Annotated in this window: 19 protein-coding genes; 12 read left to right on the forward strand and 7 right to left on the reverse strand. The window is 62.8% G+C overall.

Annotation, left to right across the window (positions count from 1 at the left end; translation table 11 throughout):
* Positions 1 to 5 precede the first annotated feature (5 nt).
* Positions 6 to 1,013, reverse strand: a complete 1,008-nt coding sequence (locus tag BMZ70_RS03845) for a LacI family DNA-binding transcriptional regulator (RefSeq protein WP_175500751.1) — start codon at positions 1,011 to 1,013, stop codon at positions 6 to 8.
* Between the two features lie 105 nt (positions 1,014 to 1,118).
* Between BMZ70_RS03845 and rimO the strand changes: the two genes are divergently transcribed.
* The 5 genes from rimO to hisC all read left to right on the forward strand — a co-directional run bounded on the left by rimO (position 1,119) and on the right by hisC (position 6,901).
* Complete coding sequence (gene rimO / locus BMZ70_RS03850) at positions 1,119 to 2,510, forward strand: 30S ribosomal protein S12 methylthiotransferase RimO (protein ID WP_092270147.1); 1,392 nt, start codon at positions 1,119 to 1,121, stop codon at positions 2,508 to 2,510.
* 68 nt (positions 2,511 to 2,578) lie between these two features.
* A complete protein-coding gene (locus BMZ70_RS03855; protein WP_092270150.1) occupies positions 2,579 to 3,421 on the forward strand; it encodes a creatininase family protein in 843 nt (280 codons plus the stop codon).
* On the forward strand, positions 3,418 to 4,680 hold the full coding sequence (locus BMZ70_RS03860; protein ID WP_092270153.1) for a YncE family protein: 1,263 nt from the start codon (positions 3,418 to 3,420) through the stop codon (positions 4,678 to 4,680). Before BMZ70_RS03855 ends, BMZ70_RS03860 begins: the two co-directional genes overlap by 4 nt.
* On the forward strand, positions 4,677 to 5,843 hold the full coding sequence (locus tag BMZ70_RS03865) for a cystathionine beta-lyase (RefSeq protein ID WP_092270156.1): 1,167 nt from the start codon (positions 4,677 to 4,679) through the stop codon (positions 5,841 to 5,843). Before BMZ70_RS03860 ends, BMZ70_RS03865 begins: the two co-directional genes overlap by 4 nt.
* Positions 5,843 to 6,901 carry a histidinol-phosphate transaminase gene (gene hisC / locus BMZ70_RS03870; RefSeq protein ID WP_092270159.1) on the forward strand — a complete coding sequence of 353 codons (1,059 nt, stop codon included), beginning with the start codon at positions 5,843 to 5,845 and terminating at the stop codon, positions 6,899 to 6,901. Before BMZ70_RS03865 ends, hisC begins: the two co-directional genes overlap by 1 nt.
* Here hisC and BMZ70_RS03875 read toward each other — a convergent pair.
* Positions 6,898 to 7,635, reverse strand: coding sequence for a TauD/TfdA family dioxygenase (locus BMZ70_RS03875; protein WP_092270162.1), 738 nt, complete (start codon positions 7,633 to 7,635; stop codon positions 6,898 to 6,900). The genes hisC and BMZ70_RS03875 overlap by 4 nt on opposite strands.
* A 95-nt stretch (positions 7,636 to 7,730) precedes the next feature.
* Between BMZ70_RS03875 and BMZ70_RS29175 the strand changes: the two genes are divergently transcribed.
* Genes BMZ70_RS29175 through BMZ70_RS03890 form a run of 3 tightly spaced genes read left to right on the forward strand, consistent with a single transcriptional unit; the run spans position 7,731 to position 12,126 of the window.
* A complete protein-coding gene (locus BMZ70_RS29175; protein WP_092270164.1) occupies positions 7,731 to 9,338 on the forward strand; it encodes a methyl-accepting chemotaxis protein in 1,608 nt (535 codons plus the stop codon).
* A 59-nt stretch (positions 9,339 to 9,397) separates the two neighbouring features.
* Complete coding sequence (locus BMZ70_RS03885) at positions 9,398 to 10,630, forward strand: putative DNA modification/repair radical SAM protein (protein WP_092270167.1); 1,233 nt, start codon at positions 9,398 to 9,400, stop codon at positions 10,628 to 10,630.
* Positions 10,627 to 12,126 carry a UdgX family uracil-DNA binding protein gene (locus BMZ70_RS03890; protein WP_092270169.1) on the forward strand — a complete coding sequence of 500 codons (1,500 nt, stop codon included), beginning with the start codon at positions 10,627 to 10,629 and terminating at the stop codon, positions 12,124 to 12,126. Before BMZ70_RS03885 ends, BMZ70_RS03890 begins: the two co-directional genes overlap by 4 nt.
* On the opposite strand, the gene BMZ70_RS03895 is transcribed toward BMZ70_RS03890, so the two are convergent.
* A complete protein-coding gene (locus BMZ70_RS03895; protein ID WP_092270172.1) occupies positions 12,098 to 12,460 on the reverse strand; it encodes a DUF4870 family protein in 363 nt (120 codons plus the stop codon). The genes BMZ70_RS03890 and BMZ70_RS03895 overlap by 29 nt on opposite strands.
* Positions 12,461 to 12,507: 47 nt before the next feature.
* Positions 12,508 to 13,419 (reverse strand): alpha/beta hydrolase family protein, encoded by a 912-nt coding sequence (locus BMZ70_RS03900; protein WP_229205283.1) that lies wholly within the window; start codon positions 13,417 to 13,419, stop codon positions 12,508 to 12,510.
* A 54-nt stretch (positions 13,420 to 13,473) separates the two neighbouring features.
* Between BMZ70_RS03900 and BMZ70_RS03905 the strand changes: the two genes are divergently transcribed.
* Positions 13,474 to 13,959, forward strand: coding sequence for a low molecular weight protein-tyrosine-phosphatase (locus tag BMZ70_RS03905; protein ID WP_092270175.1), 486 nt, complete (start codon positions 13,474 to 13,476; stop codon positions 13,957 to 13,959).
* A gap of 30 nt (positions 13,960 to 13,989) precedes the next feature.
* Entirely contained in the window at positions 13,990 to 14,976 is a 987-nt protein-coding gene (locus BMZ70_RS03910; RefSeq protein ID WP_092270178.1) for a sensor domain-containing diguanylate cyclase, read from the forward strand.
* Here the strand turns inward: BMZ70_RS03910 and serB are convergent.
* Genes serB through BMZ70_RS03925 form a run of 3 tightly spaced genes read right to left on the reverse strand, consistent with a single transcriptional unit; the run spans position 14,959 to position 20,243 of the window.
* A complete protein-coding gene (serB, locus tag BMZ70_RS03915; protein WP_092270181.1) occupies positions 14,959 to 15,801 on the reverse strand; it encodes a phosphoserine phosphatase SerB in 843 nt (280 codons plus the stop codon). The genes BMZ70_RS03910 and serB overlap by 18 nt on opposite strands.
* Before the next feature lie 38 nt (positions 15,802 to 15,839).
* The gene (gene mfd, locus BMZ70_RS03920) at positions 15,840 to 19,289 is read right to left on the reverse strand and encodes a transcription-repair coupling factor (RefSeq protein WP_373922462.1); all 3,450 of its coding nucleotides are present in this window, start codon (positions 19,287 to 19,289) and stop codon (positions 15,840 to 15,842) included.
* 24 nt (positions 19,290 to 19,313) lie between these two features.
* Positions 19,314 to 20,243, reverse strand: a complete 930-nt coding sequence (locus tag BMZ70_RS03925) for a 5'-nucleotidase (protein WP_092270184.1) — start codon at positions 20,241 to 20,243, stop codon at positions 19,314 to 19,316.
* A gap of 137 nt (positions 20,244 to 20,380) precedes the next feature.
* Here BMZ70_RS03925 and BMZ70_RS03930 point away from each other — a divergent pair, with 137 nt between their 5' ends.
* Complete coding sequence (locus BMZ70_RS03930; protein ID WP_229205284.1) at positions 20,381 to 21,511, forward strand: GGDEF domain-containing protein; 1,131 nt, start codon at positions 20,381 to 20,383, stop codon at positions 21,509 to 21,511.
* Between the two features lie 123 nt (positions 21,512 to 21,634).
* On the forward strand, positions 21,635 to 23,377 hold the full coding sequence (locus BMZ70_RS03935; RefSeq protein WP_092270187.1) for a methyl-accepting chemotaxis protein: 1,743 nt from the start codon (positions 21,635 to 21,637) through the stop codon (positions 23,375 to 23,377).
* Positions 23,378 to 23,405: the final 28 nt, after the last annotated feature.

Consider the following 23,405-nt stretch of genomic DNA (forward strand, 5'->3'; position numbering starts at 1 on the left):
CAGGCTTATTTCGGCGCGGCCACCGAGCCGCGCATGGTCACGGTGACCGGGAACTCGCGCGAAATTTCGTGCTGGGTGCCGTAGCACATATTGAGCAGCCAGCGCACGGCGTTCTGCGTCAGCTGCTGCATCGGGATGTGCACCGAGGTCAGGCCCGGCGACGAGAATTCAGCCGAGTAGTCATCGTCGTAGCCGATGATCGAAACATCCTTCGGCACACTGACGCCCGCGCGGTGGAAGCACGACATGGAACCGATCGCCATCTCGTCATTGGCGCAGAACAGGCCCGTGAAATGGCGGCCTTCGTTAATCAGCTGCTGCGTGGCCGCGAAGCCGCCTTCACGGGAGAAGTCCGATGCAATCAGGCGTACCGCGTCACGCGCGATGCCTTGGCGCGCCAGTTCATCAAAGAAGCCGCGCAAGCGCTCCTCGTTGTCCGAGGTGCCGGCCGGGCCGGAAATCACCGCCAGCTGGCGATGGCCCGCATCGAGCAAGGTGCGCGCCGCCAGCTCGCCGCCGTGGTAGTGATCGGGGCAGAATGAAGAAGTCTCCAGCTCCGTACTGCGGCGATTTAAAAACGCCATCTTCGGATGCATCTTGTGCAGCATCTGCATGTCTTCGTCGAGCAGGTCATGGCCCAGCACCACGATGCCGTCGCAATCGCGGCCGATCAAAAACTTGACCGCTTCAATCGCTTCCTCGCGCGGCGTGCCGTCGCCGCAGCCGGTGGCCACCACCACGTGGCGGCGCATGGCGCGCATTTCGATGTCGGTTTGCTTGAGGATGGTGCCGTAGTAGGCGCCGAAGAAGGAGGGGGCGAAAATGCCGATCATGCCCAGCGACTGCGCCGACAAGGAGCGGCCGATGGAAGAGGGGCGGAAGTTCAGTTGTTCGATGGCGGCTTGTACTTTTTTCATCGCCTCGGCCGATACCGGGCCTGCGCCCGAAATGGCGCGCGATGCTGTCGACATGCCTACGCCCGCGAGCATTGCGACGTCTTTCAGTGTTGCCACACAATCTCCTATGAAGAACTCTATAAAACAGGGCGTTAAGCCACTATCGTAACATGGTATAATCGTCGATTGCTCGTAATCTTTGTGACGTTTAAAGCAACCATCATGCAATCGCAACCACTCTCCCGTCTTCCCCAGCCAGCCGCCGGCGCGCCAGCACCGAAAGTGGGCTTTGTATCGCTCGGCTGCCCTAAGGCGCTGGTCGACTCCGAACAGATCCTGACCCAGCTGCGCGCTGAAGGTTACGAGACCGCCAAATCCTATGACGGCGCCGATCTGGTGATCGTCAATACCTGCGGCTTCATCGACGCCGCCGTGCAGGAATCGCTGGACGCCATCGGCGAAGCGCTGGCCGAAAACGGCAAGGTGATTGTGACCGGCTGCCTGGGCGCCAAGAAGGACACCGACGGTTCGGACCTGATCACCAAGATCCACCCGAAAGTGCTGGCCGTAACCGGCCCGCACGCGCTGGGCGAGGTAATGGACTCGGTGCACTTGCACCTGCCGAAACCGCACGAGCCGTTCATCGACCTGATTCCGCCGCAAGGCGTCAAGCTGACGCCGAAGCACTACGCCTACCTGAAAATCTCGGAAGGCTGCAACCACCGCTGCTCGTTCTGCATCATCCCATCGATGCGCGGCGACCTGGTGTCGCGTCCGATCGGCGAATTGCTGCTGGAAGCGGAAAACCTGTTCAAGTCGGGCGTCAAGGAACTGCTGGTCATCTCGCAGGACACCTCGGCCTATGGCGTGGACGTCAAATTCCGCACCGGTTTCTGGAACGGCCGTCCGATCAAGACCCACATGACGCAGCTGATGGAAGCGCTGGGCGAACTGGCCAAGTCCTACGGCGCCTGGGTGCGCGCGCACTACGTTTATCCTTACCCGCACGTGGACCAGGTGATCCCGCTGATGGGCGAGCATATCCTGCCTTACCTCGATATCCCGATGCAGCACGCGCATCCTGATGTGCTGAAGCGCATGAAGCGTCCGGCCAGCGGCGAGAAAAACCTGGACCGCATCCTGGCATGGCGCAAGATGAATCCGGACCTGACCATCCGCTCGACCTTCATCGCCGGTTTCCCTGGCGAGACTGAAGCGGAATTCGAATACCTGCTGGACTTCCTGAAGGAAGCGCAGATCGACCGCCTGGGCTGCTTCGCCTACTCGCCGGTGGAAGGCGCAACCGCCAACGAACTGGAAAATCCGGTACCGGAAGAAGTGCGCGAAGAGCGCCGTGGTCGCGTGATGCTGCTGCAGGAAGAGATCTCGAAAGCGCGCCTGAAAGCGAAAGTTGGTAAAACCGTGCGCGTACTGATCGATGAAGTCAACCGCACCGGCGGCGTAGGCCGCTCGGCCGCCGACGCGCCGGAAATCGACGGCGTGGTGTACGTCAAACCACCGTTCGAACCGCACAAGAAACTGGTGGTCGGCCAGTTCTTTGATGTGAAAATCACGACATCGGACGCACATGACCTGTGGGGCGAGGCGCTTTAAGCGATTCATCCACTATAATAAAGGCGGACTCGCGTAACGGCGGTCCGCCTTTTTTGTTAGATGAGCTTATGCCTGACTTGAGATTCCTGGCGGCGCTTGCCGCTTGCATGTTGATGGCCTCCGCTGCTACGGCCGCCGCCGAAGCGCCGGTCATGCTGGAAGAAATGACCAGCACCGAACTGCGCGCCCGCATCGACGCCGGCGCCACCACGGCGATCATCCCCATCGGCGGCACCGAGCAAAGCGGCCCGTATATCGCGCTGGGCAAGCACAATGTGCGCGCCGCCGCGCTGGCGCGGACGATCGCGCAAAAGCTGGGCAACGCGGTGGTGGCGCCGGTGGTGTCCTACGTCCCCGAAGGCAGCATCACGCCGCCCGCCGGCCACATGAAGTTTGCCGGCACGCTGTCGATCCCTGAATCCACTTTTGAAGACCTGCTGTTCGCGGCCGGCCAGAGCCTGCGCCAGCACGGCTTCCGCCACATCGTCCTGATCGGCGATCATGGCGGCTACCAGAAGAGCGAGACGCGTGTGGCGCAGCGCCTGAACAAGGCCTGGGCCAAGGATGGCAAGGCCGGTGCGCTGGCTCTGCTGGCCTACTATGACGTCACGCAGGATCCGTATATCGCCGACCTTGAAAAGCGCGGCTACAGCAAGGCCGAAATCGGCCTGCACGCTGGCCTAGCCGATGCGTCGCTGATGCTGGCCACCGACAAATCGCTGGTCCGTACCGAAGCATTGGCACGCGGCCCGTCGCCCACCGTGAACGACGGCGTACGCGGTGACGCGCGCCGCGCCAGCGCCGAATTGGGCAAGCTGGGCGTGCAGCGTATCGTCGATACCTCGGTTACGGCTATTTCCGAATTTGCGGCGCATGGCGCGCCGCCCACTTCACATAAAGAGTCAAAATGAAGACTAATCACATCGCTTACGCGGCGCTGGCCGCCGCCGGTCTGATCGCAGCGGGCAGCCTGGCCGCTATTGGCTATTCGCAGTCGGCGCAAGCCGCGCAGGCAGGGCAGGGGGCGCCTGCCGCCGGTCCGGCCGCCGCTTCGGCCAGTGCCCCGCCCAACGTCTACGCCGGCATCGCCCCGGCCAACATGAGTCCTACGGTGCGCGACCATCTGCCGCGCGTCTACGTGCCTAACCTGCGTTCCAACGACGTCTACGTGATCGACCAGGAATCGCTGAAGGTGATCGACAAGTTCAAGGTCGGCGTCGGCCCGCAGCACGTGGTGCCGGGCTGGGACCTGCAAACGCTGTGGGTAGCGAATAACGCCGAGCGCACCAACAAGGGTAGCCTGACGCCGATCGATCCAAAGACCGGCAAGCCGGGCACGCAGACTCCGGTGGACGATCCATACAATATGTACTACTCGCCGGACGGCAAATCGGCCATCGTGGTGGCGGAAGCCTTGCACCGCCTGGACTTCCGCGATCCGAAGACCATGCAGCTGCAGTACGCCATCGACGTGCCGCAATGCGGCGGCATCAACCACGCCGACTTTTCGCCGGACGGACGCTACGCCATGTTCACCTGCGAATTCGCCGGTTCGGTGGCGCGCATCGACCTGCAAACGCGCAAGGTCGAGGGCTACCTGAAACTGTCGATGCCGGCCACGCGCTTCTCGGAAAAGGATCCGATCGACCAGCTGCTGGCAAATGAAGTGTGCAGCAAGAAGAAGGGCATGCCGCAGGATATCCGCGTGTCGCCGGATGGTAAGCGCTACTACATCGCCGACATGGATGCGGACGGCGTGCACATTGTCGATGCGGCGTCGTTCACCAAGGTCGGCTTCATCCCGACCGGCGTCGGCGCGCACGGCCTGTACCCAAGCCGTGACGGCACCAAGCTGTATGTGGCCAATCGTGGCACCCACAACATCCACGGCAAGCCGAAAGGCAAAGGCCGCGTGACGGTGATCGACTTCGCCACCGAAAAAGTGGTGGCGCAATGGCCGGTCCCCGGCGGCGGCAGCCCGGACATGGGCAACGTCAGCGCGGACGGCAAGTACCTGTGGCTGTCCGGCCGCTTTGACGATGTGGTGTACCGCATCGACACCAGCAACGGCGACTTCAAGAAAATCAAGGTCGGCCAGGAGCCGCACGGCCTGACGGTATGGCCGCAACCGGGCCGCTACTCGCTGGGCCACACCGGCAATATGCGATGAGCGTGAAAAAATCCCCGCAGACGGCGCTGATCCACACGGACTATCAAGCGCCGGAAGGCTTTGCGGCGTTCCCGAGCGCGATCCACCATGCGTCCACGGTGCTGTTCAAGAACGTCGCGGCCATGCGTTCGGGCGACTGGAAAGAGAAGAACGCCTATACCTACGGCTTGCATGGCACGCCGACCACCTTCACGCTGGAAGCGCGACTGGCCGAAATCGAAGGCGGCACGCACTGCCTGCTGGCCCCGAGCGGGCTGGCGGCGATTGCGATGGTGGACTTCGCGCTGCTCAAATCCGGCGACGATGTGCTGTTGCCGGATAACGTCTACAACCCGAATCGCGAACTGGGACGCTGGCTGTCGGCCGATTACGGCATCACCGCGCGCTACTACGATCCACTGATCGGCGAGGGCATCGCGGCGCTGATCCAGCCCAACACCAAGTTGATCTGGACCGAGGCGCCGGGTTCGGTGTCGATGGAAGTGCCGGACCTGCCGGCCATCTGCAAGGCGGCGCACGAGCGCGGCGTGCTGGTGGCGCTGGATAACACCTGGTCCGCCGGCCTGGCGCTGCGCGGCTTCGATCTTGGCGTCGACATTATCATGCAGGCGCTGACCAAGTACCAGTCCGGCGGTTCGGATGTGCTAATGGGCGCTGTGATTACGCGCGATCGCGACCTGCACGACCGCATCAGCCTTGCGCACATGCGGCTCGGCATGGGCGTTGGCGCGGACGATGCCTACCTCGTTTCGCGCGGCCTGCCGACCATGCGCTTGCGCTTCGAGGCGCACGATGCGGCGGCACGCAAGCTGGCGGCATGGCTGCAAGCACGGCCCGAGATCACGAAAGTGCTGCACCCGGCTTTCGCCGATTGCCCCGGCCATGAAATCTGGAGGCGCGACTTCAGCGGCGCGGGCGGCCTGTTTTCTGTGATCTTCGACGAGCGCTATACCGAAGCGCAGACCGACCGCTTTGTCGACTCGCTCAAGCTGTTCAAGATTGGCTATAGCTGGGGCGGCGCCAACAGCCTGGTCATGCCGTATCGCATACAGCATATGCGCAAGAACTGGCAGGGCAGCGGCACGCTGGTGCGCTTCAACGTCGGTCTGGAAGACGTGCAGGATTTGATCGCGGATATTGAGCAAGCATTTGGGGAATTGTAATGAGTAAGTTCTGGAGCAAAGTCGTACATGGTTTGACGCCGTACACACCGGGCGAGCAGGTGCAGATGCCCGGCCTGGTCAAGCTGAACACCAACGAAAATCCTTACGGTCCTTCGCCGAAAGCCATCGCCGCGATGCAGGCGGCGGCGGGCGATGGCCTGCGCAAGTATTCCGATCCGTCCAACGCAGGCTTGAAGGATGCGGTGGCACGCCGTTTCGGCCTGACGCGCGAGCAGGTCTTCGTCGGCAACAGCTCGGATGAAGTGCTGGCGCACACCTTCCACGCTTTGCTCAAGCACGACTTGCCGCTGCTGGCGCCCGATATCAGCTACAGCTTCTATCCGACCTATTGCAGCCTGTATGGCATCGAATGCGTGCAGGTGCCGCTGAATGAGCGATTTGAAATCGACATCGCCGATTACAACCGCCCGTGCGGCGCCATCATCATCGCCAACCCGAACGCGCCGACTGGCATTGGCTTGCCGCTGGCGCAGATCGAGGCTTTGGTGGCCGCGCATCCGGAGCAGGTGGTGGTGATCGATGAAGCCTACGTGGACTTCGGCGGCCAGAGCGCCGCTGCGCTGCTGGGACGTTATGACAACCTGCTGGTGATCCAGACCCTGTCCAAATCGCGCTCGCTGGCCGGTTTGCGCGTGGGCTTTGCGCTCGGACATCCAGACCTGATCGCGGGCCTGGAACGCGTGAAGAACAGCTTTAACTGCTACCCGCTGGGCCAAGTGCAGCAAGCCGGCGCCATCGCCTCGCTGGACGACGTGGCCTACACCGAGCAGACCTCCAACGCCATCATCGCCAGCCGCGCGTGGCTGGTGGCGCAGCTGCAAGCGTTGGGCTTTGAGGTGCTGCCGTCGCAGGCCAATTTCGTGTTCGCGCGCCATCCGCAGCACGACGGCGCCAAGCTGGCCAAGGCGCTGCGCGAGCACGCCATCCTGGTGCGTCACTTCACCGCCGTGCGCATCGACCAGTTCCTGCGCATCTCCATCGGCACCGACGAAGAGTGCGGCAAGCTGGTGGACGCGCTCAAGCAAATCCTCGCTTAATCGCGCACCACGCCGGACGGCCCGACGCGCTCTGCGTTGGGCACGTCCGACATGCGGATGCGCACCAGATGCCGGCGCTCGTCCGTGTAGGTGGTGCGGCCGTGCAGCATGCGATGGTTATCGGCCAGCAGCAGCGTGTCGGTCGGAAGCTGTTCCATGAAGCGCACGGCTTCCTGCTCGGCCACGCAGTGCATGATCTCCAGCGCTTCCACCAGCTCCGGGCTGCTCATGTCAGGCCGCGCCTCCAGACCCTTCTTGATCGAATCGTAGCGCCAGCGCATGGTAAACAAGTCGTCGCTGCGCACCGGCGGGCCGAATACCGGTGCGACATGAATTTCCATCTGGTTGCCGGCGTCCGTTTCCGGCCGCGCTTTCACGTCCCATGCGACGCGGCCGGTGCGCTGGTCGGTGGAGGTGGGATAGCCGAGCATCAGCGTCAGCGCATACAGCGCGGCGTTGCGGCGGTCTTCCGGCAAGCCTTGCAATCCCAGTTTTTGCAGCACCACGCCATGCGCATCCAGCGCGCGGATGTGCTCCGCCAGCTTGCGCAGGGTCGACACTTCCTTCAGCTCCTGGCGCAGCGCCACCTCGTCCGGGTGCGGATAAAAGCCATTGTCGTTAAAACTATCAAAACGATTGCTTAAAACCTCAAAGATAATATTTAAATCATTACCCCAGGAGAATTCTCCAAGCGCTTGTACGATTTTTCCCTGGTATTCAATTGAGGTCAGCATGATTAACTCCGGAAGTGTTTTCTGGAATTATTCTAGATTAATTTATTTGAGCTGTGATAAATTTGAAGGCATGTGTCGCGAATTAGGGGAATATCATGAGGATAGCAACCAAGCTCGGCCTATCATTCTGCGCCGTGCTATTGATGACGGCAATTGTGGGTATATTTTCGATATATGAACTGGCAAAAGTGAATGAAATATCGACGCGACTTTCATCTCGCTGGTTACCAAGTGTGAGAATTATTGAGGATGTTAAATCTCAAATAGCGCGCATTCGCACGCGGGAATTCCAATATATTATATCTTCCGATCCGGCGGATATGGATAAATACGACAAAGTGATCGCCACGGATCTGGAAGATTTGAAAAAAATGCAGAATGAGTACGAGGCCTTACTGGACACGCCGGACGAAAAAGCGCTGTACAGCGCATTCACCGAGCAGTGGGGCCGCTACATGGCGGAAGACGCCAAGATCCGCGCCGCCGTGCGCGCCGGCGACGTGGAAGGCGCCAAGAAGCTGATCCGGGGCGAGTCCAACAAGTTGATCGTGTCGATGCGCGGCGTGGTGGATAAGCTGGTCAATTTCTACTCGGACGGCGGCAAGGAGGCGGCGGCGGAGGGCGTGCACCGCTACGAATCCTCACGCTTGCTGATTGTGTCGCTGATCATTGGCAGCATGGCGCTGGGCGCGGCCGGCGCGGTGCTGATTACGCGCCGCCTGATGCGCGGCCTCGGTGGCGAGCCGTCCTACGCCACGGATATCGTCACACGCATCGCCGCCGGCGACCTGTCGGCTCACGTCGAGGTGAAGCCCGGCGACACGCATAGCCTGCTGTATGCGATGAAGCAGATGCGCGACAGCCTGGCCAGGATCGTCACCGACGTGCGCGGCTCGACCCACGTGATTGCATCGGCCTCAGGCCAGATCGCGGCCGGTAACCTGGATCTGTCTTCGCGCACCGAGCAGCAAGCCAGTTCGCTGGAAGAGACGGCGGCGTCGATGGAGCAGTTGACCTCCACTGTGCGCCAGAATTCGGACGTCGCCGCGCAGGCCAATCAGTTGGCCGGCTCCGCGTCCGACGTGGCGCAAGCGGGCAGCGAGGTGGTGGGGCGCGTGGTCAATACGATGGAATCGATCAATGCGTCGTCGCGCAAGATCGGCGACATCATCGCGGTCATCGACGGTATCGCTTTCCAGACCAATATCCTGGCCTTGAACGCCGCCGTGGAAGCGGCGCGCGCCGGTGAGCAGGGGCGCGGCTTCGCGGTGGTGGCTTCCGAGGTGCGCAATCTGGCGCAGCGTTCGGCCGGTGCTGCGCGCGAGATCAAGGAGTTGATCGGCAATTCGGTCAGCCAGGTGGAAGAGGGCAGCAAGCTGGTGGCGGAAGCGGGTAACACGATGGAGCGCGTGGTGGCCAGCGTGCAGCGCGTGACTGATCTGATTTCCGAAATCACCAACGCGGGCCGCGAGCAGAGCCTCGGCATAGAGCAGGTCAATCAGGCCATCGCGGAAATGGATACGGTGACGCAGCAGAATGCGGAGCTAGTGCAGCAGGCGACGACTGCGGCACAGAGTATGCAGGAACAGGCGGCATCGCTGGCGCAACTTGTTAGTGTGTTCCAGCTTAATTCGCACGAGGAGGGCGCGTTGCGGCGTTTGACGACGCCATCGCAACAGCGGCAGCTGTCGATGTCGCGTTAGGCTGTTCTACCGCGCATTTGCTGATATACTGTATATAAACACAGTATATTGGAAGTGCGATGGAGATCAAGGACAAGCTGGAGATATTGGCCGATGCGGCCAAGTACGACGCTTCGTGCGCGAGCAGCGGAGCGCCCAAGCGTAATTCTGTCGGCAAGGAGGGCTTGGGCGCAACCACCGGCATGGGCATCTGCCACAGCTACACGCCGGATGGGCGCTGCGTGTCGCTGCTCAAAGTCCTGTTGACCAATTACTGTTTGTACGATTGCCAGTATTGCGTCAACCGGCGTACATCGAACGTGCCGCGTGCGCGTTTCTCTGTCGCGGAGGTGGTCAAGCTGACGACCGATTTCTATCTCCGCAATTACATCGATGGGCTGTTTCTCAGCTCGGGCATTATCCAGTCGGCGGATTACACGATGGAGCAGCTGGTGCAAGTGGCGCGTCAGCTGCGCGAGGTGCATCAGTTCCGTGGCTATATCCATTTGAAGACGATCCCGGATGCGGATCCGGCGCTGATCGCGGCGGCGGGGCGCTATGCCGACCGCTTGAGCGTGAATATCGAGCTGCCCACGCAGGACAGTGTGCAAAAGCTGGCGCCGGAGAAGAGCGTACATACCATCAAGCTGGCCATGAGCTCCATACGCCGCCAGCTGGACGAACGGGCGGAAGAGCCGAAGGCGCCGCGTTTCGCGCCAGCCGGGCAGAGCACGCAGATGATTGTTGGCGCAGATGCCAGCGACGATCAGCAGATTTTGTCGACTGCCGAGACGCTGTATGGCAGCTATAAACTCAAGCGGGTGTACTACTCGGCGTTTAGTCCGATACCGCAGAGTCCTCGCAGCGTGCCTTTGGCGCCGCCCCCTTTGCTGCGCGAGCATCGGCTGTATCAGGCGGATTTCCTGATGCGTGGTTATGGCTTCCAGGCGGATGAGCTATTGCCGGCGGGCGGCGGCAACCTGGCGCTGGACATCGATCCCAAGCTGGCGTGGGCCTTGCAGCATCGTGAACATTTTCCGCTCGACTTGAATCGCGCCGAGCCGCATATGATTGCGCGCGTGCCGGGCATCGGCTTGCGCAATGCGCAGCGGATTGTTGAGTTGCGGCGTATGCGGCAGGTGCGCTATGCCGACCTTACGCGGCTGCGTTGCAGCATGAAGAAGATTGCGCCCTTCATTATCACGGCGGACTATTTTCCCGCGCGCGACGCCACGCCGTCCGAGCATTTGCGGCGCGCGATGGTGGAGGCGCCGCAGCAGATGAATCTGTGGCCGGAGTTGCAGGCGGCATGATACGCAAGGTGGTGCGATCGTTCGACGAATGGCGTGCGGCGGTGCGCGACCTGATCGCGCGCCAAGTCCCGCCCGAATTCGTAGAATGGGCTGGCAGCGAAAGCGACGGAGACCTGTTCACCGCCGCCGCGCCCGGCGACGCACCGGCTCCGGCCGAGCGGACCGCCATCCGCTACACCGCGCCCGGCGCCGCGTCGCCTGCCGTCGCGCACCCGGCCGAGCCGCCCGCTGCTGCACCGGAGTTGCGCTTGCCGCGCGCGTTCGTGGAGATGCTGGCGACGGCCGCTTGCTTCAGCGCGGCGGATCGCTGGGCTTTTCTCTACAAGCTGGTTTGGCGCTGGCAGCTCGGCGAGCGTGAGGTGATCTCAGCGGCGGACACCGATGGTGCGCGGCTGTATGCGATGGTCAAAGCCGTCCACCGCGAGGAGCATGACATGCACGCCTACGTACGATTCCGCGAACGTCCCGAACGCGCCGGCGATCCACGTTTCGTGGCCTGGTTCGAACCCACGCACGACGTGCTGCCGCAGGTTGCGCGCCACTTCGCCAACCGCATGGGCCGCGCCACCTGGATGATCGCCACGCCCGCCGCCACCGTGCTGTGGGACGGCGAACGCCTGCACGACGCGCCGCCTCGCCTGCGCAGCGCCGCCGACATTGAGGACAGCGGCGAAGCGCTCTGGCTCACCTACTACCGGAGTATCTTCAACCCGGCCCGCCTGAACGCCGACCTGCTGCGCAGCCACATCCCATCGCGCTTCTGGAAAAATCTTCCTGAAGGCGCCATCGTGCCGGCCATGATCAGCGGTGCCGCCAACGGCGAACGCCGCTCCGGCCAGACCGGCACGGTCGGCCGCCGCAGCGGCGCCACCACCATCGCCGTGACGCCCGAACGCGCACAACCGCAGCGCGACGAGCCGGATACGCTGGACCAATGCCGCCGCTGCGACCTGTGGCGCAATGCCACGCAAGCGGTGCCCGGCGTCGGCCCGAAGAAAGCCCGCATCATGCTGGTCGGCGAACAGCCCGGCGATCAGGAAGACCTGCAAGGCTTGCCCTTCGTCGGCCCGGCCGGCGCGGTGCTGGACCGCGCGCTGGCCGAAGCCGGCGTGGAACGCGATCACGTCTACCTGACCAACGCTGTCAAACACTTCAAATGGGAACTGCGCGGCAAACGCCGCCTGCACAAGACACCAGCGCAGCGTGAAGTAAGCGCATGCCACGTCTGGCTGGAAGAGGAGCTGGCGCGCGTGAAACCGGACGTGGTCGTGGCACTGGGCGCCACCGCGCTCAAGTCCGTGATGAAAGACGGCAACGCCACCATGAGCGCCGTGATGGACGCGCCGTTCCAGCACGAAGGCCGCTGGGTGGTGGCGGTCTACCACCCATCATTCGTGCTGCGCGCGCGGGATGAGGAAAGCCGGCAGCAGGCCTACGAGGTGATCGTCGCCGGCCTGCGCGAGGCGCTCAGACTGGCGCCGCCTCGTTCCGGTTGATGCGGGTGACGCCGACGATCAGGCGATACGCCTTCCACAGCCAGGCGCCGATCCAGATCAGCCACGCAACCGGAATCCCGATAATGGTCATGAAGAACACCGCGCCCACCACCACCAGCACGATATACCACCAGAAGGAGCGGATCATCCAGGTGTGATGACTGTGCACGAAGGTGCCTTCGGTGCTGGGCCGTTGCAGGTAGTTGAAGATGAGCGGCAGGATGGAAAACGCGCCCAGCGAGAAGATGAAGCTGACGGCGTGGATCACGTATAACCACCATGCGGTGCTCTTGGCAGATTCAAGCCGATTATCCAGTACCAGTTCTTGCGACATGATTGCTCCTTGGTTGTTTGTCTTTAGTATAACTAATCAGCGGACCATCAGGCGCACAGTGTCCGCCGCAGGAACGCAGTGACGTCGGCGAAAAATTCGGGCTGGATGCTTTCGCGGTCGAAGCCTTCCGGATCTTGCGACGGTTTAAAGCCGGGCCGCGTCATCTCCGGCGGGAACTTGCTCATGAAGGCAAAGTGGCCTGCACCCGGAATATCCTTGTGTTCGACCAGCGCCGGATTGGCCACGCCCTCAATAATGTTGTGCGCGTGCTCGATCGGTGTGAGCTCGTCCTTTTCGCCGGTGCGCAGCAGGATGGGCAGGCGCACCGGTTTGAGCGAGCCGTCGATGAACCAGAAGGTGGCGGGATTGAGCAGCACCAGCGAGCGGATGCGCGCGTCGGGCGTGACTGGCACCGGCGCTGGTTCGGCCGCGCCATCCTTCGCATCCTTGCGCTCATGCGGGCCGCTCCATGCCAGCCCGCCGGCCGCCGCCAGCGCCGTGTAACCGCCGATGGAATGGCCGATCACCGCCACGCGCGGCCCGGCGGCATCGGCGGCGATGTGGGCGCCCAGTGCGGCATCGGCCAGCGCCGCATCGATGGCGAGCGTGAGATGGCGCGGCCGGTTGGCGAGATTGGCGGCGGTGCCGGCCAGCGAATTATCGAGCCGCGTGTTGCCGGTGTGGGCGGGCAGGGCGACCACAAAGCCCGCCAATGCAAGATGTTTGGCCAACTGGCGATACGCCCACGGCGTGCCGGAATTCCCGTGCGAGATCACCACCAGCGGCCACGCGCCATCCGCCGGCGGCGCGTCGAGCGCCACCTCCAGCGAATAAGGCCCGAACTGCTCTGGCTTCTCCGCGCCGCGCGCGGGATAGAGGAAGGCCGTCGGCACCACTGCGCCCTGCACTTTGTCGTTGATGTTCACCAGCCGGCAGCCGCAGCTCGATGCCAATGTCATTCGGTCTCCTTAAGCGATAAAATGCAATCCTGTCGATTATATAAGGAGTATCCCATGTCCAAGCCGGTATCGGTGCTGTTTGTCTGCATGGGGAATATCTGCCGCTCGCCGACGGCGGAGGGTGTGTTCCGGCACCGCTCGGAGGCGGCAGGGCTGGCGCATCGCTTCCACATCGATTCGGCCGGCACGCACGGCTATCACGTCGGCGAACCGCCCGATGCGCGTTCGATGGAGTACGCCGCCAAGCGCGGCTACGACTTGTCGGCGCAGCGCTCGCGCAAGGTGGCGGCGCAGGACTTCGAGGACTTCGATTACTTGCTGGCGATGGATCATGAAAACCTGAAGTTGCTGAAGGCCGCGTGCCCGCCGCAGCACCAGCATAAACTGGGCTTGATGATGTCGCACGCCACCCGCAGCGGTTCGGACGTGGTGCCCGATCCCTACTACGGCGGCGCCAAAGGCTTCGACCAGGTGTTGGACTATATCGAGGACGCCACAGATGGCTTGATCTCCGCGCTCGGCGGTAAGAAGATGAGGTAGTATTCAGGTACGACAGCTCGGGAGACCATTTTGAAAGAGCCCAGCATACCGGAAGGCGAGGCGCTTCGGCTGGCAACGCTGAAGGCCGCCAATGTGCTCGATACGCCGCCGGAGGAACGCTTCGACCGCGTGACGCGCATGGCCAAGCGCATGTTCCGCGTGCCGATTGCGCTGGTCAGCATCATCGATCAAGACCGGCAGTGGTTCAAATCGAAGCAGGGGCTGGACGCCTGCGAAACGCCGCGCAATATCTCGTTCTGCGGCCACGCCATTCTCGGCGACGACATTTTCCTGATCAAGAACGCGCTGGAAGACGAGCGCTTCGCCGACAACCCGCTGGTGACGGGGGCTCCGCATATCCGCTTTTACGCCGGCTGCCCGCTGCGCGCCCCCGATGGTCAGAAGCTAGGCACGCTGTGCATCATCGACAGCGAGCCGCGCGAATTCGACCAGGACGACGCCGTCGCCTTGCGCGACCTGGCCTCGATGGTGGAAGACGAACTGGCGGCAGTGCACACGTCCACGACCGACGAACTAACCAAGATCTCCAACCGGCGCGGTTTCCTGGAGCTGGCGCAATACGGCCTGAGTTTCTGCGTGCGCAACCAGCAGCCCGCATCGCTGGCCTTCATCGATCTGGATGGCTTCAAGCCGATCAACGACACCTACGGCCACGCGGAAGGCGATCTTGCGCTGGCGGCGTTTGCGGAGGTGATGTGCGCCAGTTTCCGCAGCACGGATTTGTTCGCGCGCCTGGGCGGCGATGAATTCGTGGTGCTGTTGACCGGTGCGAAAGAGGACGTGGCGCAAACCGTTCTGGATAAATTCGGCGCCATGCTGGATGCTTACAACCACAAGGCGCAGCGCGGCTACAGCTTGCGGTTCTCGTGCGGCGTGGTGGAGTTCGATCCCGCCGCGCCGCTCACGCTGGAACAACTGCTGGCCGCCGGCGACGCGAAAATGTACGCGATCAAGGCGGCAAACAAGGAGATCCTGAAGTTAAGTCAGCAGCGGTAGGATGCCATCGAGGCCGACGAAGTTGAGCGCCACGTTGGCCTGCTCGCGCACCACCGGCTTGGCGCGGAACGCCACCGACATGCCGGAAATACTCATCATCTTCAGGTCATTGGCGCCGTCGCCCATGACGATGGCTTGCGACGGCGAGATGCCCAGCTCCGCGCACACGCGTTCCACGGTACGCTTCTTTTCTTCCGCATCGACGATGCCGCCTATGACTTTGCCGGTCAACTTGCCGTCCTTGATTTCCAGCTGGTTGGCGTGGGTGTAGTCCAGGCCCAGGCGCTGCTTCAAGCGCTCGGTGAAGAAGGTGAAGCCGCCCGATACCAGCAGGGTTTTCAGGCCCGCCGCCTGTACCGCCTTCAGCATGTTTTCCGCGCCCGGCGACAGTTGCAGGCGCTCTTCGTACACGCGTTCCAGCGCCGACGCATCCAGGCCTTCCAGCAGCGCCACGCGGCGCTTCAGGCTTTCCGAGAAATCGAGCTCGCCGCGCATGGCCGCTTCGGTGATTTCCGACACCTGTTTTTTCAAACCCTGCATGTCGGCGATTTCGTCGATGCACTCGATGGTGATCAGGGTCGAATCCATGTCCATCGCCACCAGTTTGAACTCGCTCATCTTGTGGTAGCCGATCGAGTAGGTGGCGTCCAGCTGCGCCGCCTGCGCCGCCACTTCGATAGTCTGGCGCAGCGCCGGCGAGAAGGTGATCGCTTCGCAGCGCACCGCGCGGTCGCTCAGCCAGGTCAGGTTGGCCGACGCGGTCAGTGCGGCGATGCGTTCGAGGCGTGCCTTGCAATCGTCTGTGCCTTGCAGCACGAGGTTCATGGCGGTTTTTGCGATAGTCATGTGAGGCGTCGAAGTAGTTAAGTAAGTTGTTTGATCGCTGCTTTGATCTGGTTCACGCGCGCCGACAGGTCCGGCATGGCGGCGGTGATTTTTAATTTATCCTGGCCATTGAGCTTGATCTGGCGGTTCTTCTGTATCAGCTCGATGATGCGCATCGGGTCGATCGGCGGCTTGGGCATGAACTGCAGGTTGGCCGCTTCGGTGTGCGCGTCGATCTTGATGATGCCGACCGTCTTGGCGGCGATGCGCAGGCGATGCGTTTCGATCAGCGCCTTGACCGGGTCCGGCAGCTTGCCGAAACGGTCGATCAGCTCTTCCTGCATGTCGTCGATCTTGTCCTGCGAGGCGCAGTTGGCCATGCGCTTGTAGATGGATAAACGCTCGTGCACATCGCCGCAGAAGTCGGCCGGCAGCAGGGCCGGCACGTGCAGGTTGATTTCGGTGGTGGTGGCCAGCGGCGCGGCGAGGTCCGGCTCCTTGCCGGCCTTGAGCGAGCGTACCGCCTCGTTCAGCATGTCGGAGTACAGCTGGAAGCCGATCTCGGTCATCTCGCCGGACTGGTTGTCGCCGAGGACTTCGCCGGCGCCGCGAATTTCCAGGTCGTGCATGGCCAGATAGAAGCCCGAGCCCAGTTCTTCCATCTGCTGGATGGCGTCGAGGCGGCGCTGCGCCTGTTTGGTCAGCGACTGCACATCGTGCACCAGCAAATACGCATACGCCTGGTGGTGCGAACGGCCGACGCGGCCACGCAACTGGTGCAGCTGCGCCAAACCGAATTTGTCGGCGCGGTGCATGATGATGGTGTTCGCGGTCGGCACGTCGATACCGGTTTCGATAATCGTGGTGCACAGCAGGATGTTGAAGCGCTGGGCCACGAAGTCGCGCATCACTTTTTCCAGGTCGCGTTCGTGCATCTGGCCGTGGGCCACACCGATGCGGGCTTCCGGCAGTAGCTCGGTCAACATCGCCAGGCGGTTCTGGATGGTCTCCACCTCGTTGTGCAGGAAGTAGACCTGGCCGCCGCGCTTGAGTTCACGCAGGCAGGCCTCGCGGATGATGGATTCCTGCTCGCTGCGCACGAAGGTCTTGATGGCCAGGCGCTTTTGCGGCGCGGTGGCGATGATCGAGAAATCGCGCAGGCCTTCCAGCGCCATGCCCAGCGTACGCGGGATCGGCGTGGCGGTCAGCGTCAGCACGTCCACTTCGGCGCGCAGCGATTTCAACGCTTCCTTCTGGCGCACGCCGAAACGGTGCTCCTCGTCGATGATGACGAGGCCGAGGCGCGTAAATTTCACGTCGTCCGACAGCAGCTTGTGGGTGCCGATGATGATGTCCAGCGTGCCGTCGGCCATGCCCTTGATGGCTTGCGCGATTTCTTTGCCGGTACGGAAGCGCGACATTTCGGCGATGCGCACCGGCCAGTCGGCGAAACGGTCGGCGAAGGTTTGCGCGTGCTGCTCGGCCAGCAGTGTGGTCGGCGCGAGAATCGCCACCTGCTTGCCGCCCATGACGGCGATGAAGGCCGCGCGCAGCGCCACCTCGGTCTTGCCGAAGCCGACGTCGCCGCAGACCAGACGATCCATCGGTTTGCCCGATGTCATATCGCGCACCACGTTGTTGATGGCTTCCTGCTGGTCCGGCGTTTCGTCGAAGCCGAAGCTGTCGGCGAAGCGTTCGTAGTCGTGCGCCGAATATTCAAACGCGTGGCCCTGGCGCAGCGCACGGCGGGCGTAGAGGTTGAGCAGTTCGGCGGCGGTGTCGCGCACCTGTTCAGCGGCTTTGCGCTTGGCTTTTTCCCACTGGCCGGAACCCAGCGTGTGCAGCGGCGCGTCGTCCGGCGAAGCGCCAGAGTAGCGCGAAATCACATGCAGTTGCGAGACCGGCACATACAGCTTGGTCTCCTTGGCGTATTCGAGGTGCAGGAATTCCGCTTCGCCTTCGCCGAGGTCCATGCTGGTCAGGCCCATGTAGCGCCCGATGCCGTGGTTGACGTGCACCACCGGATCGCCGATCTTCAGTTCCGACAGGTCGCGCACCATCGATTCGACCTGGGTGACGGCTTCCTGCTTCTTCTTGCCGACGCGGCGGCCGGAGCCCGCGTACAACTCGGTCTCGGTGATGAAAATCAGTCGAGCGCCATCGGCGGCCAATTCAAAGCCGGCGTGCAGCGGCGCCACGCCCAGTGCCAGCTTGGCGTCCGAGGCGACGAAGCCGTCGTAACCTTCCACGCCGGCCAGCGGCAAATCGTATTCGCTAAAGTACTGCTGCAGCGTTTCGCGGCGGCCGTTGGATTCGGCGCAGATCATCACGCGGCTGCCGGACTGCATCAGGTAGGCGCGCAGATTGGTCAGCGGATCGTCGAGATGGCGGTTGACGGCGATATCCGGCACCGGCGCCGACAGCTCGGACGCACCTGCATCCGCGTTGTTGCGGATGGCGATCTGCGGATACGGCTTGGCCAGCACGAAGAACTGTTCTTCGTTGAGGAACAGCTCTTCCGGCGCCATGATCGGGCGCTCGCGGTCGGCCTTGATGAAGCGGTAGCGCGACGAGGTGTCGGTCCAGAAGCGCTTGATGGCCGCTTCGATATCGCCCACCGTGGCTACCACCGCGCCTTGCGGCAGGTACTCGAACAGCGTGGCGGTTTGCTCGAAGAACAGCGGCAGGTAGTACTCGATACCGGCCGAGGCGATGCCCGCGCCGATGTCCTTGTAGATCACGGCGCGCGACGGATCGCCTTCGAAATGCTCGCGCCAGCGGCTGCGGAAGGCGGTGCGCGAGGCCTCGTCCATCGGGAATTCGCGGCCCGGCAGCAGGCGCACTTGCTTGACCGGGTACAGCGAGCGCTGGGTGTCGGCATCGAAGGTGCGGATGGTTTCGATGGTGTCGCCGAACAGGTCAAGGCGATACGGCAGCGCGGAGCCCATCGGGAACAGGTCGATCAAGCCGCCGCGCACCGAGTATTCGCCGGGCGACATCACCTGCGTGACGTGGGTGTAGCCGGCCAGCGTGAGCTGGGCCTTGAGCTGGGCCTCGTCCAGCGATTCGCCTTGCTGGAAGAAGAAGGTGTAGGCGGCCAGGAACGACGGCGGCGCCATGCGCACCAGCGCGGTGGTCGCCGGCACCAGCATCACGTCGCACTGGGCGCTGGTGATTTCGTGCAGCGTCGCCAGACGCTCGGACACCAGGTCCTGGTGCGGCGAGAAGGCGTCGTAGGGCAGGGTTTCCCAGTCCGGCAGCAGGTGGCAGCGCAGCTGGTCGCCGCCGAACCACGGGATTTCATCGCGCAGGCGCTGGGCGTCGCTGGCGTTGGCCACCACGATGGCCAGCATCTGGCCACGGGATTTCAGTTCGAGCGCGATTTGCGCGAGGGCGTAAGCGTCCGCCGAGCCATGCAGCGCGGGCAGGGCAAAACGATTGCCGGGTTTGGGAATGGATTTAGTTAAGGCTGACGACACAACATACATTCAACGGTTAATCTAAGCGCCACATTATACGCGGTTAGCCACACCGAATGGGATGTGCACCATAGGGATATTCCCGGCCGGGGATTTCAGGTGGCTTAACTGGTCGTCGAAGAACATGTGCGGCTTGAAGATGCCCAGCACGCGCGCTTTTTCCATCCCGCCCAGGAAGAAGGTTTCGTTGGCCGATACGCCCCAGCTTTTCAGCGTGGTCACCACGCGCTCGTGCGCCGGCGCGCTGCGCGCCGTGATGATGGCGATGCGCAGGATTTTCTTGTAGGCCGGGTCGGCGCGCTGGGCGTCTTCCTCCAGCTGCTGCATCAGCGACAGCTTGCGGAACAGGTCCGCCAGTGGCCCCGGCTGGTGCGGAATGGCGGCGCGCTCGGTTTCGTGGGCGTGGAATTCATCGACGTCGTTGTTGCGCTTGAAGACGGTCTCCGACTCGTCGTCGGCGATCACGCCGTCGAAGTCGAAGGCGATGCGCAGTTCGCCGTCGTTTTCATCGTCCTCGGTGCGCGAGGGCAGCACCAGGCCGGCGGGATAGTTGGCGTCGACCGCGCGGCGCACGTCTTCCTCATTCGCGCTCAGGAACAGCGAGGTGTTAAAGGCGGGCAGGTAGGTGTAGGGCGACTGGCCGGTGAGGAAGCAGGCGCGCGAAATGTCCAGGCCGTAGTGGGCGATCGAATTCATCACCCGCAGCCCGGTCTCCGGCGAGTTGCGCGAGAACAGCACTACTTCCACCGGAGAACTTTGCGGATGGTGCTTGTTGATGCTCAGGAAGCGGCGGATGAAGGGGAAGGCGACACCCTTGTCGAGCACGGTGCCGATTTGCTGCTCCTGGTACTTGCGGTAGGCTTCGGGGCCGCCTTCCAGGTACACCTGGTGCGAGGCGGTCAGGTCAAACAGGGCGCTGGAGGCGATGCCGATCACCAGCTTGTGCTCAATCGGATAGGGCATGGGACGATGGTTGGTCTAGGATGAGCCATACTTTACCCGAAGCGCACACGATTCACCTGATTTCTTTCCTGCAATTTAATCATTGCCTCGGCGCGGTCCCTGCGCTACATTGACAGTTCCTTATGATGGATGCTGGCGTGCTGAATACCGATACTCTTTTGCTGGTGCAAATCTGCGTGACGCTGCTGACCACGGCGTTGCTGGTCGCCTCCGCCTGCTACGCCGACAGCCCGCCCGAGCAACGCTGGTGGGCGGCCGGGAATGTGGCGGCGTCGGCGGGTATGGTCATGTGCAATGTCGACAGCCTGCCGCTGGTGGTCCACAGCATTCTCGGGTACGGCGTGATCGCCTTCGGCATCGGCCTGGTGCTGCGCGGCTTGCGCGTGTATTGCGCCAGCACTTTGTCCTGGACTGCGATCGGCATCATCACCGGCATTGCGCTGGTGGTGGCGAGCTACTACACGCTGGCGGCGCCGAGCCTGCGCGCGCGGCTGTGCTTCAGCGGCTTCTATTTCGCCATACTCAACTGGATTTGCGCGGCGGCGATCGCGCGGCGTCGCACCTGGCGCGTGTCGGGCATTGCCGTGGCCGGCTTCGTGCTGCTGGGCGTAGCCCTGTTTTTACGCGGTACGCACTTGCTGTACGCGGATTCCGCCGACAACGCCAATTCGATGGTGATTGCGCTCAGCGCGCTGGTGGTGCCGCTGGCGCAGGTGGCCATCGCCTTCGGACTGATTTTTATGGTGATGTGGCGCTACGCCGAGCGCTTGCGGCGCCTGTCGACGCTGGATGCGTTGACCGGGGCACTCAATCGCGCCGGGCTGGAAATGCAAGGCAAGCGCACCGGTTTGCGCGCCCAGCGCGGCGGCCGCAGCCTGGCCGTGATCATGATCGACGTCGACTTCTTCAAGGTCATCAACGATACCTACGGCCACCCGGTGGGCGACGAGGTGCTGCGCCACCTGGCGCGGCTGGTGCGGCTGGAGCTGCGTCCGAACGACTTGCTGGCGCGTTTTGGCGGCGAGGAGTTCGTGCTGGTGCTGGACGGGGTCGACCGGGCGGCGGCGCTCAAGGTGGCCGAACGCCTGCGTGCCCGCATCGAATACGAGATGGTCGAGATGGACCAGCTGTCGGTACGCTACACCGCCAGCATGGGCGTGGTCTGCTCGGATCAGCATGATTACGACCTGATCCGCCTGATTTCGGCCGGCGACGCCGCCATGTACGAAGCCAAGCGCGGTGGCCGCAACCGCGTGGTTGCGGGCTAAATTGTGAACGCCAAGCCACAATCTTCATAAATCTGATTGACGCCGTCACAGAGGCAGCCGAATATTAGTTGCAAATAGTCAATTCTCACCAAATTTAACAGTTGGCCTGTGACGGAGTGCGTGATGTTCAAGAATCTGCTGATCAAATGGAAGCTGGCGACCCTGGTGGCCATCATGATGGTGGCCCTGGTAGTGGTGGGGGCGGCCGGATATCGCGGCATTGCAAAGGTGGGTGGCGCGGTCAATGAGATCGGGGTGGTGCGCTTGCCGTCGATTCAGGGCTTGCTGGTGATGAGCGAGGGGCAGACGGCAGTGTCGGCCGCCACCCTGTTTGCCGGCACTTATGACAACGATTTCCAGGCGCAGGACAAGTTCGCCGAGGCGGTCGAGTTGCGCAAGAAGGCTTGGGCCAATATCGACCGTGGCTGGAAGCGCTACGAGCCGCTGCCGCAAACGGCGGAAGAGGCGGTGATGTGGAAGCAGTTCACCGGCGAGTGGGCCGAGTGGAAGGCGGTCGACGAGAAGATCGGCAACATCATCGCGGCGCTGGCGGCCAACAAGGATGAGCAGAAACAGAAGGATTTGTTCGTCGATTTCTACAAGCTGTACAACCAGTCGCGGCCGCTGTTCCAGAAGGCCGAAACCAGCCTGATGAAGATCGAGAAACTGAATGAGCAGATTTCCGAGGACAGCGTGGAGGAAGGCCAGGCAGCGGTGACCAGCGCCGAATGGGCGATGGTGCTGTCGGCGGTGATCGCGGCGCTGATCGCGATTGCCTGCGCTGGCTATATCACCGGCGCTATCACCACGCCGATCAATCAGGCCGTGAAGGTGGCGCAGACGGTGGCCTCGGGCGACCTGACCAGCCGCATCGAGGTGAACACCACCGAGGAAACCGGCCAGCTGCTGGGCGCGCTGAAGGATATGAACGATAGCCTGATCAGCATCGTCGGCCAGGTGCGCAGCGGTACGGATACCATCGCCACGGCGTCGGCGCAAATCGCCAGCGGCAATCTCGATCTGTCCTCGCGCACCGAGGAGCAGGCCAGCTCGCTCGAAGAGACCGCGTCGTCGATGGAAGAGCTGACCAGCACGGTGCGCCAGAACGCCGACAACGCGCGTCAGGCCAATACGCTGGCGGCCTCGGCTTCCGGTGTGGCACAGCGCGGCGGCGATGTGGTCTCGCGCGTGGTGGAGACGATGGATTCGATCAACGCTTCGTCGTCCAAGATTGTCGACATTATCGCGGTGATTGATGGCATCGCCTTCCAGACCAATATCCTGGCGTTGAATGCTGCAGTGGAAGCGGCGCGCGCCGGTGAGCAGGGCCGTGGCTTTGCGGTGGTGGCGGGCGAGGTGCGCACGCTGGCCCAGCGTTCGGCGGCGGCGGCCAAGGAAATCAAGGAGTTGATCGGTGATTCGGTGGACAAGGTCGGCGCCGGCAGCAAGCTGGTGGAGGAGGCCGGCTCCACGATGGGCGAGATCGTCAGCAGCGTGGCGCGGGTGACCGACATCATGGGCGAGATCAGCATGGCGACGCAGGAGCAAAGCACCGGCATCGACCAGATCAATATGGCGGTGGGGCAGATGGATACGGTGACGCAGCAGAATGCGGCGCTGGTGGAGGAAGCGGCGGCTGCGGCGGCCTCGCTGCAGGAGCAGGCGGCGCGGCTGGCGGAGGTAGTGAGCGTGTTCCGTATCGACCAGTCGTCGGTGCCGCGTCCGCAAGCGATGGCGGTGCGCAAGACCGCCGTGGCGCCAGCGGCCACGCCACGCCCGGCGTTGAAAACCCCAGCGCCGAAAGCGGCGCCGGCCAAGCCCAAGCAGGCGGCGACGGCCTCATCAGACGATTGGGAAGAGTTCTAAACAAAGCAGCCTCCGGGCTGCTTTTTCA

Source organism: Duganella sp. CF402 (assembly GCF_900109645.1).
Classification (GTDB): domain Bacteria; phylum Pseudomonadota; class Gammaproteobacteria; order Burkholderiales; family Burkholderiaceae_D; genus Rugamonas.